Origin of the sequence: Kosakonia sp. SMBL-WEM22, from assembly GCF_014490785.1 — a bacterium.
Lineage (GTDB): Bacteria > Pseudomonadota > Gammaproteobacteria > Enterobacterales > Enterobacteriaceae > Kosakonia.
Window position 1 is genome coordinate 2,350,323 of the sequence record NZ_CP051488.1, and the last position, 18,323, is coordinate 2,368,645.

Here is an 18,323-nt window from a genome sequence, read left to right on the forward strand (position 1 = left end):
AGATGAACGAACGTTTCCGCGATCTCTCGCCCGATGCCGACGAGCTGCAACCGATCCTCGCTGGGCTGTTTGCCGAGTATGCCGCCCGCTACGGTGACTACTTTTCCCGCGACGCTGAGGTGGAGTTGACCGAGTGGTATCTCCCGCCGCAGGGGCTGTTTATCGTGCTGGAGCGCGAGGGAAAGATTATCGCCACTGGCGCTTATAAACCGTTTGATCGGCGCACCGCCGAAATCAAACGCATCTGGACCGACGCCGCGCTGCGCCAGCAGGGGCTGGCGGCACGCGTGGTGCAGGAGCTGGAGCGCCGTGCCGAGCTTGCCGGTTACAGCCAGATCTACCTGACTACCGGTTTTCGCCAGCCTGAGGCGGTGCGGCTCTACCTGAGCCAGGGCTACCAGCCACACTTCGACCTGACGCGCGATGCAGAAGAGTACAGCCTGCCGCCGTTTGATGGCCGGCTGCGCTTCAGCAAAGTGCTGTCGTCGGCCCGTCTGAGCAAAACTGCCTGAGGAGCGACCATGAAAAGTACCGAAACGATCAAAGTGGTGCCGGCCCGCTACCCGCTGCGCACCGTGGGTGCCATCGTCGCGCTGTTTGTGCTGGCGGCGGTGATCCAGTCCGTTGCGTTCAATCCGCGCTGGGAGTGGAGCGTCTTTGCCCGCTGGTTTTTCGACCCGGTGATCCTCGAAGGGTTAGGGCAAACGCTGCTGCTGACGTTGGTCGGCACGGTATTGAGCGTCATGCTCGGCGGGCTGCTGGCGCTGGCGAGGCTCTCCTCGTCGTGGCTGCTGAGCAGCCTCGCCTGGGGCTATATCTGGCTGTTTCGCTCGCTGCCGCTGATTGTGGTGCTGATCATTTTGTATAACTTCTCCTACCTCTATGACTCGCTCGCCATCGGCATCCCCTTTACCGGTATTGAGTGGGCGCGTTATGAAACCATTAATGTGCTTGGCCAGTTCGCCACGGCGGTGGTTGGGCTGACGCTGGTGCAGAGCGCTTATACCGCCGAGATTATTCGCGGCGGTTTTCTGGGCGTCGATCACGGACAGTATGAAGCCGCTGCTGCGCTCGGGCTTCCCGCCTGGCGGCGCACGGTGCGTATTATTTTGCCGCAGGCGCTGCGTACCATTTTGCCCTCAGGGTTCAACGAAATTATCAGCCTCGCCAAAGGCACGGCAATGGTTTACGTGCTGGCGATGCCGGAGCTTTTCTACACCATCCAGATGATCTACAACCGCACCCAGGAGGTGATCCCGCTGCTGATGGTCGGTGCCGCCTGGTATCTGGTGATCACCAGTGTGCTGTCGGCGATCCAGTATCTGGTTGAACGCTGGCTGGCGCGCAGTGAACGCCGTTCGGCTATCAATCCGTCCGTTTACCGTGTAGCGGCGACAACGCACACCAACCACGCCACGGAGCCTGCTCATGCCCATCTCTCCTGAAGGCCATATCTCGATTAGCGGCGTCAGCAAATATTTTGGCCGCCATAAAGCGCTGGATAACGTGTCGCTGGAGATCCCGCCCGGCACGGTGACGGTGATCCTCGGCCCCTCCGGCTCGGGAAAATCGACGCTGCTGCGCACCATTAATCACCTTGAGCGCGTCGACGAGGGCTTTATCCGTATCGACGGCGAGTACATCGGCTACCGCCAGCAGGGGGACAAACTCTACGAGCTGAAAGAGAAGGAGATCCTGCGCCAGCGCGTCAACGTCGGCTACGTGTTTCAGAACTTCAATCTCTTTCCGCACCTGACGGTGCTGGAGAATCTGATTGAAGCACCGATTGCCCATAAAAAACTGAGCCGTAAAGCGGCGATCGAGCAGGCTTTCGAACTGCTGGATGTGGTCGGGCTGCGTAACAAAGCCGATGCCTGGTCGCGTCATCTCTCCGGCGGCCAGCAGCAGCGCATCGCTATTGCCCGTGCGCTCTCGCTGCGCCCGCGCGTGATGCTGTTCGATGAGCCGACCTCCGCGCTCGATCCCGAACTGGTGGGCGAGGTGCTGGATGTGATCAAAAAGCTGGCGCGGGGCGGATCGACGCTGGTGGTGGTGACCCATGAGATCGGTTTCGCCCGCGAAGTCGCCGACCAGGTGGTGTTTATGGTCGACGGCAAAATTGTGGAGCAGGGGAGTAGTGAGGTGGTGCTGAACCAGCCGCAGCATCCCCGCACGCGCCAGTTTCTCTCGAAAGTGCTGTAAGGAGTGCGTATGAAACAGGTATCACTGGCGCTGTTGTTGTTCAGCGCAGGCCCGGTTGTCGCCGGGCAGATCGATCTGCGCGCCAACGAACAGCCGATTATGGTTAAACGGGATGAGGCGGCGATCGCCAAAATCCCGGCCAATTACCGTTTTGTCGAGCCGGGCACGCTGACGGTTGCCATCTCCGCGCTTAACTCGCCGCCGCTGGCTTTGCTGGCGAGCGATAACCGCACGCGTATTGGCAGCGACCCGGATATCGCCAGGCTGCTGGCGAGCAGTCTCGGTCTCAAGCTGAAACTGGTACCGACCGCCTGGGAAGAGTGGCCGCTTGGCATCACCTCCGGGCGCTACGATGTGGCGCTGGTCAATATCGCCGTTACCGAGGCGCGCAAGCAGAAGTTTGACTTCGCCACCTATCGCGCCGATTCACTCGCCTTTTCAGTGAAAGCGACCAGCCCGATAAAGGCGATTAGCGGCCCAGCCGACCTGGCCGGGCGCAGGGTGATTGTTGGCTCCGGCACCAATCAGGAGCGGATTTTGCTCCGCTGGAATGAGGAGAACCGCGCCGCCGGGCGCGAGGCGGCAAAACCGGTTTACCTGACGGATGACGCCTCCGGGAATTTGTATATTCAGTCCGGGCGCGCGGACGTGGTGTTTGGCCCGCAGTCGGTTGCGGCCTATAAAGCGGCGCTGAATGGCAAAACAAAAGTGGTCGGGCTGGGGCCGAAGAAAACCTGGGTGGCGACCACCAGCAAAAAAGGCACTGGTCTGGTGCTGGCGTTGCAGGCGGCAATCAACGGCGCAATTGCGCGCGGCGAGTATCAACAGGTGCTGGCCCGCTGGGGTGAGCAGGGCGAAGGCGTTGACACTTCGCAGGTCAATCCGCCGGGCGTGAACTGGTAAAAAATGATAGCGCTAACATGCTTTCGCCAGCGATATGCTGGCTGTTTAGTGCAGTAAACTTATACAACTTTGTAAAATTTGGTCAGCGGAAAAAAATCCTTCAGGAGGGTAACAGCACAGCGATAAACAGAGCGTTTGTTAATGTTAGCGCTAACATTTTTTAAGCAAAATGGTGAGGTAATACACTGATTTAAAAGTGAACAGAGGTATTGATTGGAGTTATGGTTATACTACAAGATATAACGTAGTACTGCTAACGCCTCTGCGGGCTCTGTGAGTGAAGATGGCAAGACCCTCTCGTGCTGTTATCTCCCGCGCGCCGACGCTGGATGATGTTGCCCGCGCGGCGGGACTCTCCTCGATGACCGTCAGTCGGGCACTTAACACGCCGGACCAGGTACGACCGGAAACCGTGAAAAAGGTGCTCGCGGCGGTGAAAGCGACGGGCTACATTCCCAACGCGCTGGCCGGCGGGCTGGCCTCACGGCGCAGCAAGCTGGTTGCGGTGCTGGTACCGCACATCAACGATCCGCTGTTTGCCGATACGCTTCAGGCAATGGAAGAGAGTTTCGCACAGCGCGGTTATCAAATGCTGCTCTGCAGCGCCGGTTACACGCCGCAAAGGGAAACCGAGTTGGTGTCGACCCTGATGTCGCGCCGACCGGACGGCATTGTGTTCTCCGGCATTCACCACGCTAATGACCTGAAAAAAATGATCTTCAACGCCAACTTGCCGGTGGTGGAAACGTGGGATATCACGCCGACCCCTATCGATATGCTGGTCGGCTTCTCCCATGAGAAAGCGGGCCAGGCAATGGCAGAGTATCTACTCAGTAAAGGCTACCGGCGTCCGGGGCTGGTATGGACGACAGAGAGAACGGCCGCGCAGCGTAAAAATGGGGTGTACGAAGGGCTGGTACGTCACGGTATCACCGAGGCGCCTTGTGTTGAGTCGCAACAGCCTGCCCGCGTTGCTGATGGCCGGGCCGGGGCGGCGCAACTGCTGGAAACCGCCGAGCTGGATGTGATTATCTGTGGCTCCGACACGCTCGCGCAGGGGGCAATTAGCGAACTTCAGGCGCGCGGGCTGCGCGTGCCGCAGGATGTGGCTGTAAGCGGCTTTGGCGATCTCGACTTTGCCGCAGCAAATGTGCCCGCCATCACCACAGTTGCTCTTGATCGTTACGCTATCGGCGCGCGAGCGGCGACACTGCTGGCTAATCGCATCGAGGGACGCAGCGACGGCGAGCAGATTATCGATATTGGCTTTCACCTGACTGAGCGGGAATCGGCATAAAAGATGAGAATCAACATTATTGGCACCAGCGGCAGCGGCAAATCGACGCTGGGTAAGCGGCTGGCGCGCCAGCTTAACGTGCCTTATATCGATATGGATACCCTCTACTGGCGGCCCAACTGGCAGGGGACGCCGGACGAAGAGCTCTATGCGAAACTTGAGCAGATCTTGCAACAGCCGGGCTGGGTGCTGGACGGCAACTATAACCGCAGCCGTGACATCAAATGGCGTAACGTCGATCTGATTATCTGGATCGATTACGGCTTCTGGCGCACCCTGCGCCAGGCGGTATTGCGGGCGATAAAGCGCTCGCGGCACAAACAGGAGCTGTGGCCCGGCACCGGAAACTGCGAAAGCTTTCGCCGCTCCTTTTTAAGCCGCGAATCGATCATTCTCTGGACGATCAAGACCTGGCGCAGCAACCGCGAGCGTTACGCGCGTGATATGGCCGATCCGCGCTACCAGCACCTGCGCTTTGTGCGTCTGACTTCGCCACAGCAGGCCGACGAATTTCTCGCCACTCTGACCTAAGCTTAAGCCTCCTGTGTCCTGCGAGGTAACCCTATGATCACCGTTTATGGCGTACCCGGCTTTGGATCGGCCATCAGCGAAGCGATGCTGACGCTGGCGGATATCCCTTATCAGTTTCACGATGTTAAAGGCTTTGACCAGCCCGGCCCGCAGCAGGCGCTGCTGCGTAAGCTCAACCCGCTCTGCCAGGTACCCACGCTGCAACTGGATGATGGCAGCGTGATGACCGAGTCCGCCGCCGTGGCGTTGATGATCCTCGACTCTCGTCCCGATTTGGCTCCGCCAGAAGGGACGGCAGAACGCCAGCAGTTCTGGCGCCTGCTGGTGTGGCTGGTGGCGAATGTCTACCCGACCTTTACCTATGCCGATTACCCCGAGCGCTGGGCACCGGACGCGCCGGAGCAGTTGAAAGAGAGCTGCATCGCTTATCGCAAAACCCTCTATCTGTGGCTGGAGAGCCAGTTGCAGGCTGCGCTTTACGCCTTCGGTGAACAGCTTACGCTGCTGGATATTTACCTTTGCGTGATGCGCAGTTGGGGGCCGGGGCGGGCGTGGTTTGCCAGCAACACGCCGAAGATCAACGCTATCGCCGATGCCGTCTGCGCGCTGCCAAAGCTGGAGGCGGTGCTGCAGCGTAACGAGATCATTGGTTAGCGCCAGTTACCCGCTGTGTTATCGTCATTTTTTTAAAACAAGGAGCAGACCATGCCGCATATCGATATCAAATGTTTTCCCCGCGATCTGAACGACGAGCAGAAGAGCGCGCTGGCGGCGGATATCACCGAGGTGATTATTCGCCATCTCAACAGCAAAGAGAGTTCCATCAGCGTGGCGCTCACCGAGATCGCCCCGGAAGAGTGGCAGGTGAGCGCCTGGGATAAAGAGATTGCGCCGCAGATGGAGAAGCTGATTAAAAAGCCCGGTTACAGCATGTAACGGCTGGCCGGGCAGGCCTTACTGCCCGGCCACCATCGTTTTGCCGCTGGCGACAAAGGTTCCGCCGCCGAGGTGGTGAATCGTGCTCAACCGATCATCATCAAACTGCCAGCGCCCCTGTACAAAGGCGCGCTCATCGGCGGCGGCAGAGACCACCTCACCAAACAGCGTGTCATACTTCTCCTGCGCGGCGGTCGGCGGCAGCAAGCGGCACTCCATCCACGCCAGACACTTCTCTTCCACCACCGGCAAACCGAGCACCGGCCCGGCAAATGCCGGGATGCCGTAACAGTTGAATTTATCCTCATCGCGCCCGGTAATGCTGCCGACGGCGTAGGTCCAGTTGGCAGCGGCGACGCCGGGAACCACAATGCCGAACATGCCGCTGCGCTCAATCAGCTCGCGCGACCAGGTGCTTTTATCTACCACGATGGCGATGCGCGGCGGCGAAAACTCCACCGGCATTGACCAGGCGGCGCTCATCACATTGCGGCGATCGATCTGCTCATCGCGGCTGGTGATCATCACGGTCGGGCCGTGGTTTAACAGGCGGCTGGCGTGCTCTAACGCCACCGGACGAAAATGGCTCATAACCTCTCCTTTAGCAAAATTTCCGCCACTACCCGGCGTGGCGGGCAACGACAATCTGCCCGCGCCCTTGCTCTTTCGCCATATAGAGCGCGAGATCCGCGGCGCGCACCAGGTTATCTGCCCTGGCGTGACGCGGCCAGGTGGCGAGACCGATAGAGACCGACACCGGGCCGATATCCTGCGACTCATAGCGCATCGGGTGTTTAAGTATGGTGTTTAACAGTCGCTCGGCGAGCATTTTCGCTTCGGTTTCGCTCTTACCCGGCAGGATCAGCAAAAACTCCTCGCCGCCGTAGCGGAAGGCGACGCCGCACTCGCCGAGCGTGTCGGTAATAAGGCGCGACAGCTCGCGCAGCACTTTATCGCCCGCGTCATGCCCGTGCAGGTCGTTGAGTTTTTTAAAGTAGTCCACATCCAGCATCAGGCAGCTCAGCAGCGTATTGTCGACCATTGCCTGATCGATCATATTGCGCAGCGTCTCCTCAAGGCTGTGGCGGTTACGCAGGCCGGTAAGGGAGTCGTAGTTCGCTTTTTCGGTCAGCGTGTCGCGCAGCATCTGATTGGCTAACGCCAGCGCGAGGGTTTCGGCCAGCAGTTCGAGATAGATATAGGGCGGCTCTTTGTCCGGCGTGTAGTTATCGAAAGTCAGCAGGCCGATACTTTTGTTCTGTGCGTTGAGCGGCACGCAGATCGCCCGCGCGGCGATCTCGGGCACAATGTGATCGCAGGGCATATCGACGTCACCGTTGCCGGGGCTGTGCAGCTGGCCGCGCTTCAGCGCCCAGCAGCTGTCCGGCGCGAAAGGGGTATCTTCACCGGGCGGTAGCGCCCAGCGGGCAACACACTTCATCCGGTTAGTATTGTTGTCCAGCAGATAGAGCCGTGCGCCCATATCGGGAATGATCTGCGGCGCAAAACGGCTCACCACCCGCACAATCGCCTGCAAAGAGTCGCACCCCTGCAAGCGCTGGGTCATGCGTGCCAGCAGGGTGCGCGTCGCCCATTCCGCATCGCGCTCCAGCTCCAGGCGCTGGCGGGCTAATCCGTTCTCGCGAAAGATGCGGATCGCCTGTGCCATATCGCCAATCTCATCGACCTGCGCCAGCACCGGCGCTTCGACGTTGTAATCCTGCGTCGCCAGCCGGTTTACCACGTCGCTCAGCGTCACTACCGGGCGCAGGATGCGGTGTTTGATAATAAAACCGAGCACGAAGAGAAACAGCAGGGCGGTCAGACCGACCATGATCTCAGAGAGGGTGCGCAGGCGCAGGGAGAGGTCGGTGGCGTTGGCAATAGCGCTTTGCGTGCGCTGATCGATCAGACTGCGAAAGTGTGAAAAGCGGTATTCGGTTTCTGCAAGGCGCTCCTCATAGCTGGTGCTGAAGAGCAGATTCATTGCCTCATCGATTTTCCCCGCCTCAATGTCGCTGATGGCGATCCGCTGCTCATCTTCCAGCTGATCGAGGGTTGAAAGGCCGTCGCGCAGGATAATCAACTCCTCCTCGGAGGCACCGTTATCGCGCAGCGCCGCGAGATGATTCTCCAGCTCAATATCCTGCTCAGCTCTGGTCTTCCAGCTCTGAATCGCTTCGGGCTGCTTTTTGATCACCGCTTCACGCGCCAGTTCGCTTAATGCCCAGGCCTCTTTCTCCAGCGTATCGGTGAGGGTGTCGAAGAGACGGCTTTGCGTCACTGCTTCGCGTTCGTTGCGCTCGGCGCTGGAGGCGAGAAAGAGCGCGACGCCGGAGCTGAGCGTTAACACCACCGTGGCGATATAGGCAAAATTGGTTATCGTGGCGATCCGCACGGGCATCCCTTTTTGATTAAGAACAGCGTTCTTTTAAGTGTAGACATTGCTTAAAAATCAAGGCGCCATATCCATGTCATTTCACTGTCACACTCCCTGCCTATAGTCAGCCGCAATCAAATCCCAAAGAGGATAACAAGATGTTTGCTCCCCCTGACTTCTGCTCAGGTGGATGCGCCCTGCGGATGCAGACCGCGGGTTTCGATCGGCTTCCTGAAACAGGAGGGCGTCGATGAGCGCATTCACTGACATCCGGCTGCAAGGCGTTTCATACGCATTCGGCGTACACACCGTTCTTAATCGCATCGATTTAACCATCCCGGCGGGCACCATCGTCGCGCTGCTCGGCCCCTCCGGCTGCGGCAAAAGCACGTTGCTGCGACTGCTGGCAGGTCTTACGCAGCCGGCCGCTGGCGACATCTGGTTTGGCGATCGCTGCGTGGCGAAAGCGGGCTGGGCGCTGCCGCCCGAAGCGCGCGACATCGGCATGGTTTTCCAGGATTACGCGCTGTGGCCGCACATGAGCGTGGCGCAAAACGTCGCCTTTCCGCTAAAGATGCGCCATGTCCCGTGTGCCGAGCGTGATACACGCGTTATGCAGGCGCTGACGCGCGTCGGGCTGGCGGATCTCGCCGAGCGTAAACCCGCCGGGCTCTCTGGCGGCCAGCAGCAGCGTGTCGCGCTAGCGCGAGCCATTGTCGCCGAGCCGGACGTGCTGCTGTTTGATGAGCCGCTCTCCAATCTCGATACCGCGCTGCGCGAAGCGTTGTGCCATGAGATGGCGCGCCTGTTGCGCCAGCTTGGCACCACCGCCGTCTATGTCACGCACGATCGCCGTGAAGCAGAGCTGCTCGCCGACCGCATTGTTCATCTCGCCTCCGGCGAGGTGGAGTCCGTTCGCACCGTTACGTCAACCTCAGGGGAATCTGCATGAAAGGTTTACTGTCCGTGAAAAAAGGAGTCGCCCTCGCTATGGCGCTGTCATCGATGATCATCTCCAGCGCGCATGCGCTGACGGTTTATACCGCCGGACCGGGCTCGCTGGCGAAAAGCGTCGCCAGTGGCTTCGAGCAGCAGAGCGGGGTAAAAGTGAATATCTTCCAGGCCACCACCGGCAAAGTGATGGCGCGCCTGGAGGCGGAACAGGCCAATCCGCAGGCGGATATTTTGATCTCCGCGTCGTGGGAGACGGCAGAAGATCTGCATAAGCGCGGCTGGCTGTTGCCCTTTACCAGCGCCAATGCGGAAAAAGTGCCGGAGACGCTGAAAAGCGCGGACTATGTGGCGCAGGGCATTTCAGCGCTCGGTATTGTCTGGAACAGCAAAAGCGGCACCCCGGAGCCAAAAGAGTGGCGCGATCTCACCGCGCCTGCCTTTAAGGATAAGGTCACAACGCCCGATCCGGCGCTCTCCGGCGCATCCCTCGATCTGCTGATCGGGCTGCAAAATGGCATGGGCGATAAGGCCTGGCAACTTTTTGACGATCTGAAGAAAAATGGCATGGTGGTGAGCGGCCCGAACGCGCAGGCGGTGACGCCAGTGATGCAGGGGGCAAAAGCGGCAGTTTTCGGCGCGGTGGATTACGTCACCTATGGCAATATTGCGCAGGGGGAATCCCTGAAGGTGATCTTCCCGGCCAGCGGCACGGTGATTGCGCCGCGTCCGATGATGATCCTCAAATCCACCCAGCATGAGCAGGAGGCGAAAGCCTTCATCGACTATGTGCTGTCGCCGGAAGGGCAGAAAATGGTCGCCGACGCCTGGCTGATGCCTGCCCGTACCGACGTTGCCGCCAAACGCCCGCTGTTAAGCGAGCTGAAACTGCTGCCGACCCAGAGTGACACTGGCAGCGAGCGCGGCGAGATCCTCAAGCGCTTCAACACGCTGTTTGCCCAGTAAAACATACTGCGGGGGCAACCCCGCTTTCAGGATCCTTTGCCGTGAATCAGACCGTTATCGCCCGGATTACCACGGCGCTGCTGGTGATACTGGTGGCGCTGCCGTTACTCTTTATTGTGTTACAGGCACTCTTTCCCCACTTCAGCGCAGGCTCGCTGAGAGCTCCCTTTTCGTCGATCCCGCACCTGCTCGCCGAGCCGCAGCTGCCAGCGATGTTCAGCGGCACACTGCAAATCGCCCTCGGCGTTGCGCTGCTTAGCGCGGTGATTGGCCTGCCGCTGGGCATCGCGCGCGGGCTGTTCGATCTGCCGTGCCCGAAGCTGTGGGATCTGCTGTTTCTGATCCCGTTTCTGACGCCGCCTTACATTGCGGCGCTGTCGTGGATGCTGATGCTGCAAACCCAGGGCTACCTGATGCAGCTCACCGGGCTGGATCTCAATACTCTGCTGTTCAGCAAAAGCGGCATTGTGTTGGTGATGACGCTCAATATCTTCCCGGTAGTCTATTTTGCCGTCTCGCGCAGCCTGCTTGCCAGCGGGCAGCGGCTGGCGCTGGTCGCGCGGGTGCATGGCGCCACACCGTGGCGGGCTTTCTACCACATCACGTTGCCGCTGCTTTCACCCGCATTAGCTGCGGGGATGCTGCTGGCCTTCACGCTGGCGATCGAGGAGTATGGCGTGCCGGCGGCGCTGGGCACGCGCTCAGGGGTGGTGATGCTGACGGTTGGCATTGAGGAGAAGCTCGCCGACTGGCCGATCGATCTCCCCGGCGCTTCGCTGCTATCGCTGGTGCTGATTGCGGTTGCGCTTGGCGGCTGGGCGCTGCAACGCAAACTGACTGGCGGCACCGATGTCACCAGCGTCTCCGGCAAACCCGCCGCGCATGTTGGCGCGAAACTGGGGCTGTGTACCGCGCCGGTGGTGGCGATGATGGCGATGGTCGGTTTGATCGCGGTGGTGTTGCCGGGGCTGTCGATGGCGGTGACCGGGTTTAGCGCCACGCTCTCTGGCGGGCTGGCGTGGGACAATCTTACCAGCGCTCACTTTGCGGCACTTTTTGCCCAGCGCGGCGATGCGCTTCCCGCGCTGGGTACCAGTGTGTCCCTCGCGTTTGCGGCGGCGCTGATTACCGGCCTGCTCGGGTTGTGCGCCGCCTGGCTGGTGGTGATGCAGAAGATAAAAGGGCGTGCGCTTATCGATGCCCTGTCGCTTATGCCCGCCGCGTTGCCGGGCGTGGTGGTCGGCGTCGGGCTGATCCTGCTCTGGAACCGCCCATTCTGGCCGGTTTCGCCCTATAACACATGGGCGATTTTGCTGCTCTCTTACTGCTGCCTGTTACTTCCGTGGCCGGTGCGCTACATCGGCAGTGCCATGCGTCAGCTGGGCGGTAACCTTGAAGCGGCGGCGCGGGTGCATGGTGCCAGCGCGTTTCAGGCGCTGCGCTTTATTGTGCTGCCGCTGATTTTTCCGGCGATGCTCGCGTCGATGTTGATGGTCTTCGCCATCGCCTCGCGCGAACTGGTCACCTCACTGCTGCTGTCGCCTGCGGGCACGCAAACCGTGGCGGTCTTTATCTGGCGGCAGTTTGAGCAGGGATCGGTTGGCCAGGGGATGGCGATGGCGACGCTGACGCTGATTACCGGGCTGGGTTTGATGCTGACGGCGCTGGCCATCATGCAGCGCAGCACAAAGGGATAAAGTGAGGGCACGAAAACGCCAGTGGCGGGGAAAATATGGGTTATAACCAATGGACACCACACGCAAGGAGCCTGTATGACCCCGTTTTTAAGCGCTTATCTGGACCGCATCGACTGGCATCACACCCCGGATGTTTCCCTTGAGACCTTACGCGCCGTGCATCTGCACCATAACGCCGCGATCCCGTTCGAAAATATTGACGTGGTATTGCCGCGTGAAATCGAGCTCAGCGATGAGGCGATCTTCGCCAAGCTGGTGGTGGGCCGCCGCGGCGGTTACTGCTTTGAGCAAAACGGCCTTTTTGAACGCGCGCTGCGCGAGATAGGGTTTGACGTGCGCAGCCTGCTGGCTCGCGTACTGCTTGCTAACCCGGAGCAGATGCCGCCGCGCACCCACCGTCTGCTACTGGTGCAGCTCGACGGTGAGCCGTGGATCGCCGACGTCGGTTTCGGCGGCCAGAGCCTGACCGCGCCCATCCGCCTGCAGGAGGAGATTGAGCAGGCGACGCCGCACGGTCTTTATCGCCTGTTGCGCGCGGGTGAAAACTGGCAGTTGCAGTTCCGTCATCATGAGCACTGGCAGACGATGTATCAGTTTGAGATGGGGGAGCAGTACCAGGCGGATTACGTGCTGGGCAACTTCCACTCCGCACACTGGCCGACCTCCCATTTTCGCCACCATCTGTTGATGTGTCGCCATCTGCCGGACGGCGGCAAAATGACCCTCACTAATTTCCACTTCACCCACTGGCATCAGGGCAAAGTAGTGGAGGAGACGCACCTGCCCGACGTTGCCGCGCTCTATGAGACGCTACAGCACCGCTTCGGACTGGGGGTGAGCGATGCGCAGTCAGGCTTTACCCTGCAACAGCTGCAAACTGTAATGGACGGCTTTGATCTGCAGAGCGGCAAGCGCTAACAGAGCTCTTTCTCAATCATCCGTGTCAGATGGCGTTTGAAGGCCGATTCATCGACATCTGGCATGCCGAGGATGCAAATCCCGTCCATGCCGCAGACCATGGCAATCAGCCGCCAGGCAATATCTGCCGCCGGATCATGCAGGGTAAATTCGCCCGCCGCCACGCCCTGTTCGATAAGCCTGACAACTTTGACGTGCCACATCTCCATCGTCAGCAGATAAGCGCCTTTGATTTCCGGATCTTTACTCGCCAGCAGCAGAGCTTCGCGCCACAGATGAATGTAGGGCTCAAGTCCCCCTTCATCGCTGCCGAGCATGGCAAACAGCTGCTCGCGCCACGGCGCGGTTTGCGGAACCAGTTCAACCTCCAGCAGTTCATCGATCAGACGAATAAAGGCCTGCGATTTGAGTTCATTTGATGAGATGAAATGGTGGTGCACCTGGCCCGTTGCCACCCCGGCCTCACTGGCGATGCGGCGAACCGTCATAGCGGAAAAGCCCTCCGCCAGCGCCACTCGCATGGCGGCCTGCAGGATCACTTCCCGGCGATCGTCCCGATTTAAATAGCTCATGAAATACTTTCCCCTTAAAACGTGCCGCGGAGTGTAACAAAAAGCTGGACATGTGTTCAACAATGCGTAGGATCGCATTTCTGGACAGGCGTCCAGAATGGATAAAAGAGGAAGAAGTTATGTTTCGTCAGTGGTTAACGTTGGTCATCATTGTGCTGGTTTATATTCCGGTGGCGATTGATGCGACGGTGCTGCATGTTGCCGCGCCGACGCTCAGCACTGCGCTGGATGCCAGCGGGAATGAGCTGCTCTGGATCATCGATATCTATTCGCTGGTGATGGCAGGGATGGTGCTGCCGATGGGCGCATTGGGCGACAAAATCGGCTTTAAGCGCCTGCTGCTGATTGGCAGCGGTCTGTTTGGCGGCGCATCGCTGCTGGCGGCATTCGCCCCCACCGCAGGCTGGCTGATTGCCACCCGTGCGCTGCTCGCCGTCGGTGCGGCAATGATTGTTCCCGCGACGCTTGCCGGGATCCGCACTACCTTTTCTCAGGCGCACCATCGCAACACCGCGCTCGGCGTCTGGGCGGCGATTGGCTCCGGCGGCGCGGCATTTGGCCCGCTGATTGGCGGTATGCTGCTTGAGCACTTTTACTGGGGCTCGGTATTTCTCATCAACGTGCCGATTGTGCTGGTGGTGATGGCGCTTACCGCCCGGTATGTACCGCGCCAGCAAGGGCGAGCCGATCAGCCGCTGCACCTCAACCAGGCGCTGGCGTTGATTGCCGCCATCCTGTTACTGGTATGGAGTGCGAAAACCGCCATGAAAGGCACGCTGCCGCTGTGGCTGGTCACCAGCACGCTGCTGCTTGGTGGCCTGTTACTGACCGGTTTTGTACGCATCCAGCTGGCGGCGAGCCGGCCGATGATTGACATGCGGCTCTTTACGCACCGTGTGATCCTCAGCGGCGCACTGATGGCGATCATGGCCATGGTAACGCTGGTGGGCTTCGAGCTACTGATGGCGCAGGAGCTGCAATTTGTGCACGGCTTTACGCCTTTCGCCGCCGGGGTCTTTATGCTGCCAGTGATGATCGCCAGCGGCTTTAGTGGCCCGATTGCCGGGGTGCTGGTCTCAAAACTGGGTCTGCGTTGCGTGGCAGCAGGCGGAATGGCGCTCAGCGCAATTAGCTTCTTTGGGCTGTCGCTGACCAACTTCTCGACCCAGCCAGTGCAGGCGGCGGTGCTGATGGCGCTGCTCGGCTTTAGTGCCGCCAGCGCGCTGCTGGCCTCGACGGCGGCCATTATGGCCGCCGCGCCGAAGGAGAAAGCGGCGGCGGCAGGGGCGATTGAAACCATGTCCTATGAGTTGGGCGCGGGTCTCGGTATTGCGGTCTTTGGCCTGATTTTAAGCCGCACGTTTTCCGCGACCATCAACCTGCCACAGCAGTTGAGCGCCGAAGCGGCGGCACAGGCCTCATCGTCCATCGGTGAAGCCTTCCGCCTGGCACGGGAGTCCGATCCGGCGTTGGCCGAGGGGATTATTACCGCAGCGAAAACGGCATTTACCCACTCGCACAGCGTCGCGCTCAGTACCGCCAGCATGCTGCTGGTGGTGCTGGCAATCGGGATGTGGTTTAGCCTCGCGCGAGTTGAGAAAAACTGATCTATTCAGCGCAACAGGGCGCTTCGCCAGCAGTAAAAGAGCGGGGCGCCCATCATGCTCTCTCCCCGTAATAGATTCGCTTCTCCGTCCCTGCCACTCAGCAACCGGCAAGCCTCAACTGCCGCCGGCTGTAAAATCACTGCCTTGCTCAGCACCGTCGAACCGCCTCTACCTCTTATTAGGCAGTAAAACGCAGCGGCAGCGACTATTAGGTGTCAAGCCTCCGGCGTTATTGATTTACCGCAATTATTAAACCCCGCGAAATGTTTAGTTTCCCCGCCGCAAGCGAAGATTGATTATTGAGGAAAGCAATGAACGTCAACCGCAGACAGTTTTTTCGTATCTGCGCGGGCGGGATGGCAGGAACCACGGTCGCCGCTTTAGGGTTCGCCCCGAAGATGGCGCTGGCTCAGACGCGAAATTATAAATTACTGCGCGCAAAAGAGACTCGAAACTCCTGTACGTACTGTTCCGTGGGATGCGGGCTATTAATGTATAGCCTCGGCGATGGCGCAAAGAACGCCAGAGAAGCGATTTACCATATCGAAGGGGATCCGGATCATCCGGTTAGCCGGGGTGCGCTCTGCCCGAAAGGGGCCGGGCTGCTCGATTATGTGCACAGTGAAAACCGCCTGCGCTACCCCGAATACCGCGCGCCGGGCTCCAGTAAATGGCAGCGTATCAGCTGGGATGAAGCCTTTAACCGTATCGCCCGCCTGATGAAAGCGGATCGCGATGCGCACTTTGTCGAAACTAACGACGCCGGGGTGAAGGTTAACCGCTGGCTCTCCACCGGCATGCTGTGCGCCTCGGCAGCAAGTAATGAAACGGGCATGCTGACGCAAAAATTTGTGCGCTCTCTCGGCATGCTGGCGGTAGATAACCAGGCGCGCGTCTGACACGGACCAACGGTAGCAAGTCTTGCTCCAACATTTGGTCGCGGTGCGATGACCAACCACTGGGTTGATATCAAAAACGCCAACGTGGTGATGGTAATGGGCGGTAACGCCGCTGAAGCCCACCCGGTCGGTTTCCGCTGGGCAATGGAAGCCAAAAACAACAATGACGCGACGCTTATCGTTGTCGACCCGCGCTTCACGCGTACGGCGTCGGTGGCGGATATCTATGCGCCGATCCGCTCCGGGACGGATATTACTTTCCTCTCCGGCGTGCTGCGTTACCTGATTGAAAACAACAAGGTCAACGCGGAATACGTCAAACACTACACTAACGCCAGCCTGCTGGTGCGGGAAGACTTTGCCTTCGATGACGGGTTGTTCAGCGGCTACGATGCTGAAAAAAGGCAGTACGACAAAACGACGTGGAACTACCAGTTCGATGACAACGGCTATGCGAAACGCGATAAGACGCTGACCCATCCGCGCTGTGTCTGGAACCTGCTCAAACAGCATGTCGATCGCTACACCCCGGAGACGGTGGAGAATATCTGCGGTACGCCAAAAGCGGACTTCCTGAAGGTGTGTGAAGTGCTCGCCTCGACCAGCGCCGTAGACAGAACCACGACGTTCCTCTATGCGCTGGGCTGGACGCAGCATACGGTCGGTGCGCAGAACATCCGCACTATGGCGATGATCCAGCTGCTGCTCGGCAATATGGGCATGGCCGGTGGCGGTGTGAACGCCCTGCGCGGCCACTCCAATATTCAGGGGCTGACCGATCTGGGACTGCTCTCGACCAGCCTGCCGGGCTACCTGACGCTGCCATCGGAAACACAGACCGATCTGCAACAGTACCTGGCGGCAAATACGCCGAAAGCGATGCTGCCCGATCAGGTGAACTACTGGAGCAACTATCCGAAGTTCTTCGTTAGCCTGATGAAATCGTTCTATGGCGATGCGGCGCAACAAGAGAACGACTGGGGCTTCGACTGGCTGCCGAAGTGGGATCAATCCTACGACGTCATTAAGTACTTCAACATGATGGCGAAGGGCGACGTCACCGGCTACATCTGCCAGGGATTCAACCCGGTGGCATCGTTCCCGGATAAGAACAAGGTCGTCAACACCCTGAGTAAGCTGAAGTATATGGTGGTGATCGATCCGCTGGTCACCGAGACCTCCAGCTTCTGGCAGAACCACGGCGAGATGAACGATGTTGACCCGTCTGCCATTGCAACGGAAGTGTTCCGTCTGCCCTCCACCTGTTTTGCGGAAGAGGATGGCTCGATTGCCAACTCCGGGCGCTGGCTGCAGTGGCACTGGAAAGGGCAGGATGCGCCGGGGGAAGCGCTCAACGATGGCGAGATCCTGGCGGGCATTTATCACCGCTTGCGCGATATGTACCGCACTGAAGGGGGCAAAGGCGCGGAGCCGGTTCTGAAGATGTCCTGGCACTACAGCCAGCCGCATAACCCGCACTCGGAAGAGGTGGCTAAAGAGAATAACGGCTACGCGCTGGAAGATCTCTATGACACCAACGGCCAACTTCTGGCGAAGAAAGGCCAGCTGCTGAACAGCTTTGCGCTGCTGCGTGATGATGGCTCCACCGCCTCGTCGTGCTGGATCTATGCGGGGAGTTGGACCGAGCAGGGTAACCAGATGGCCAACCGGGACAACGCCGATCCGTCTGGGCTGGGCAATACGCTCGGCTGGGCCTGGGCGTGGCCGATGAACCGCCGGGTGCTCTATAACCGCGCGTCGGCGGATTTCATGGGTAAACCCTGGGATGCGAAACGGATGCTGATCCAGTGGAATGGTGCGAAGTGGGTCGGGAATGACATTCCGGACTACAACACCGCGCCGCCGGGAAGCAACACCGGGCCGTTTATCATGCAGCAGGAAGGGATGGGGCGTCTTTTTGCGCTCAATAAGCTCGCCGAAGGGCCATTTCCGGAGCACTACGAACCGGTGGAAACGCCGCTCGGCACCAACCCGCTGCACCCGAATGTGGTCTCCAGCCCGGTGGTGCGCATTTACGCAGAGGATGTGAAGCGCATGGGGAAAAAAGAGCACTTCCCTTATGTTGGCACCACCTATCGTCTGACGGAGCACTTCCACACCTGGACCAAGCACGCGCGGCTTAATGCTATCGCCCAGCCGGAGCAGTTTGTTGAAATCAGCGAAACGCTGGCCGCAGCAAAAGGCATCCGCAATGGCGATCGCGTTAAGGTCAGCAGCCAGCGCGGCTTCATTCGCGCTGTAGCGGTGGTTACGCGACGTCTGCAAACCCTGCAGGTACACGGTCAGCAGGTTGAAACCGTGGGCATTCCGCTGCACTGGGGCTTTGAAGGCATGGCGCAGAAGGGGTATATCGCCAACACCCTGACGCCTAACGTCGGCGATGCGAACTCGCAAACGCCGGAATATAAAGCGTTTTTGGTCAATATCGAGAAGGCGTAAGGGC

General features: G+C 59.5%; 17 protein-coding genes. 14 read left to right on the forward strand and 3 right to left on the reverse strand.

The window, feature by feature from the left end; all coding sequences use genetic code 11:
- The first annotated feature begins 2 nt into the window (after nt 1-2).
- From HF650_RS11195 to pptA, 8 genes are all read left to right on the forward strand, one after another.
- Nucleotides 3-512, forward strand: coding sequence for a GNAT family N-acetyltransferase (locus HF650_RS11195; RefSeq protein ID WP_187802428.1), 510 nt, complete (start codon nt 3-5; stop codon nt 510-512).
- Nucleotides 513-521: 9 nt separating this feature from the next.
- On the forward strand, nt 522-1,445 hold the full coding sequence (locus HF650_RS11200) for an amino acid ABC transporter permease (protein ID WP_187802429.1): 924 nt from the start codon (nt 522-524) through the stop codon (nt 1,443-1,445).
- Complete coding sequence (locus tag HF650_RS11205) at nt 1,429-2,202, forward strand: amino acid ABC transporter ATP-binding protein (RefSeq protein ID WP_187802430.1); 774 nt, start codon at nt 1,429-1,431, stop codon at nt 2,200-2,202. Before HF650_RS11200 ends, HF650_RS11205 begins: the two co-directional genes overlap by 17 nt.
- A 9-nt stretch (nt 2,203-2,211) precedes the next feature.
- A complete protein-coding gene (locus tag HF650_RS11210) occupies nt 2,212-3,105 on the forward strand; it encodes an ABC transporter substrate-binding protein (protein WP_187802431.1) in 894 nt (297 codons plus the stop codon).
- A gap of 283 nt (nt 3,106-3,388) precedes the next feature.
- Nucleotides 3,389-4,402, forward strand: a complete 1,014-nt coding sequence (locus HF650_RS11215; protein ID WP_187802432.1) for a LacI family DNA-binding transcriptional regulator — start codon at nt 3,389-3,391, stop codon at nt 4,400-4,402.
- A 3-nt stretch (nt 4,403-4,405) separates the two neighbouring features.
- Nucleotides 4,406-4,933: a shikimate kinase gene (locus HF650_RS11220; protein ID WP_187802433.1), complete on the forward strand. Its 528-nt coding sequence runs from the start codon at nt 4,406-4,408 to the stop codon at nt 4,931-4,933.
- A 33-nt stretch (nt 4,934-4,966) separates the two neighbouring features.
- Nucleotides 4,967-5,587: a glutathione S-transferase family protein gene (locus tag HF650_RS11225; RefSeq protein ID WP_187802434.1), complete on the forward strand. Its 621-nt coding sequence runs from the start codon at nt 4,967-4,969 to the stop codon at nt 5,585-5,587.
- Between the two features lie 51 nt (nt 5,588-5,638).
- Nucleotides 5,639-5,869 carry a tautomerase PptA gene (gene pptA / locus HF650_RS11230; protein WP_187802435.1) on the forward strand — a complete coding sequence of 77 codons (231 nt, stop codon included), beginning with the start codon at nt 5,639-5,641 and terminating at the stop codon, nt 5,867-5,869.
- An 18-nt stretch (nt 5,870-5,887) separates the two neighbouring features.
- Here the strand turns inward: pptA and HF650_RS11235 are convergent, their stop codons facing one another.
- On the reverse strand, nt 5,888-6,460 hold the full coding sequence (locus HF650_RS11235) for a flavin reductase family protein (protein ID WP_187802436.1): 573 nt from the start codon (nt 6,458-6,460) through the stop codon (nt 5,888-5,890).
- 28 nt (nt 6,461-6,488) lie between these two features.
- Nucleotides 6,489-8,267 (reverse strand): sensor domain-containing diguanylate cyclase, encoded by a 1,779-nt coding sequence (locus tag HF650_RS11240; RefSeq protein WP_187802437.1) that lies wholly within the window; start codon nt 8,265-8,267, stop codon nt 6,489-6,491.
- Nucleotides 8,268-8,499: 232 nt separating this feature from the next.
- Between HF650_RS11240 and HF650_RS11245 the strand changes: the two genes are divergently transcribed.
- From HF650_RS11245 to HF650_RS11260, 4 genes are all read left to right on the forward strand, one after another.
- Nucleotides 8,500-9,201, forward strand: coding sequence for an ABC transporter ATP-binding protein (locus tag HF650_RS11245; RefSeq protein WP_187802438.1), 702 nt, complete (start codon nt 8,500-8,502; stop codon nt 9,199-9,201).
- Complete coding sequence (locus HF650_RS11250) at nt 9,198-10,166, forward strand: ABC transporter substrate-binding protein (RefSeq protein ID WP_187802439.1); 969 nt, start codon at nt 9,198-9,200, stop codon at nt 10,164-10,166. Before HF650_RS11245 ends, HF650_RS11250 begins: the two co-directional genes overlap by 4 nt.
- 41 nt (nt 10,167-10,207) lie before the next feature.
- Nucleotides 10,208-11,863 carry an iron ABC transporter permease gene (locus tag HF650_RS11255; protein ID WP_187802440.1) on the forward strand — a complete coding sequence of 552 codons (1,656 nt, stop codon included), beginning with the start codon at nt 10,208-10,210 and terminating at the stop codon, nt 11,861-11,863.
- 75 nt (nt 11,864-11,938) lie between these two features.
- Nucleotides 11,939-12,781, forward strand: a complete 843-nt coding sequence (locus HF650_RS11260) for an arylamine N-acetyltransferase (protein WP_187802441.1) — start codon at nt 11,939-11,941, stop codon at nt 12,779-12,781.
- On the opposite strand, the gene HF650_RS11265 is transcribed toward HF650_RS11260, so the two are convergent.
- Nucleotides 12,778-13,353: a TetR family transcriptional regulator gene (locus HF650_RS11265; RefSeq protein WP_187802442.1), complete on the reverse strand. Its 576-nt coding sequence runs from the start codon at nt 13,351-13,353 to the stop codon at nt 12,778-12,780. The genes HF650_RS11260 and HF650_RS11265 overlap by 4 nt on opposite strands.
- Before the next feature lie 119 nt (nt 13,354-13,472).
- Here HF650_RS11265 and HF650_RS11270 point away from each other — a divergent pair, with 119 nt between their 5' ends.
- Both HF650_RS11270 and fdnG read left to right on the forward strand, forming a co-directional pair.
- The gene (locus tag HF650_RS11270) at nt 13,473-14,960 is read left to right on the forward strand and encodes a SmvA family efflux MFS transporter (RefSeq protein ID WP_187802443.1); all 1,488 of its coding nucleotides are present in this window, start codon (nt 13,473-13,475) and stop codon (nt 14,958-14,960) included.
- 311 nt (nt 14,961-15,271) lie between these two features.
- On the forward strand, nt 15,272-18,319 hold the full coding sequence (fdnG, locus tag HF650_RS11275) for a formate dehydrogenase-N subunit alpha (RefSeq protein ID WP_187802444.1): 3,048 nt from the start codon (nt 15,272-15,274) through the stop codon (nt 18,317-18,319).
- Nucleotides 18,320-18,323: the final 4 nt, after the last annotated feature.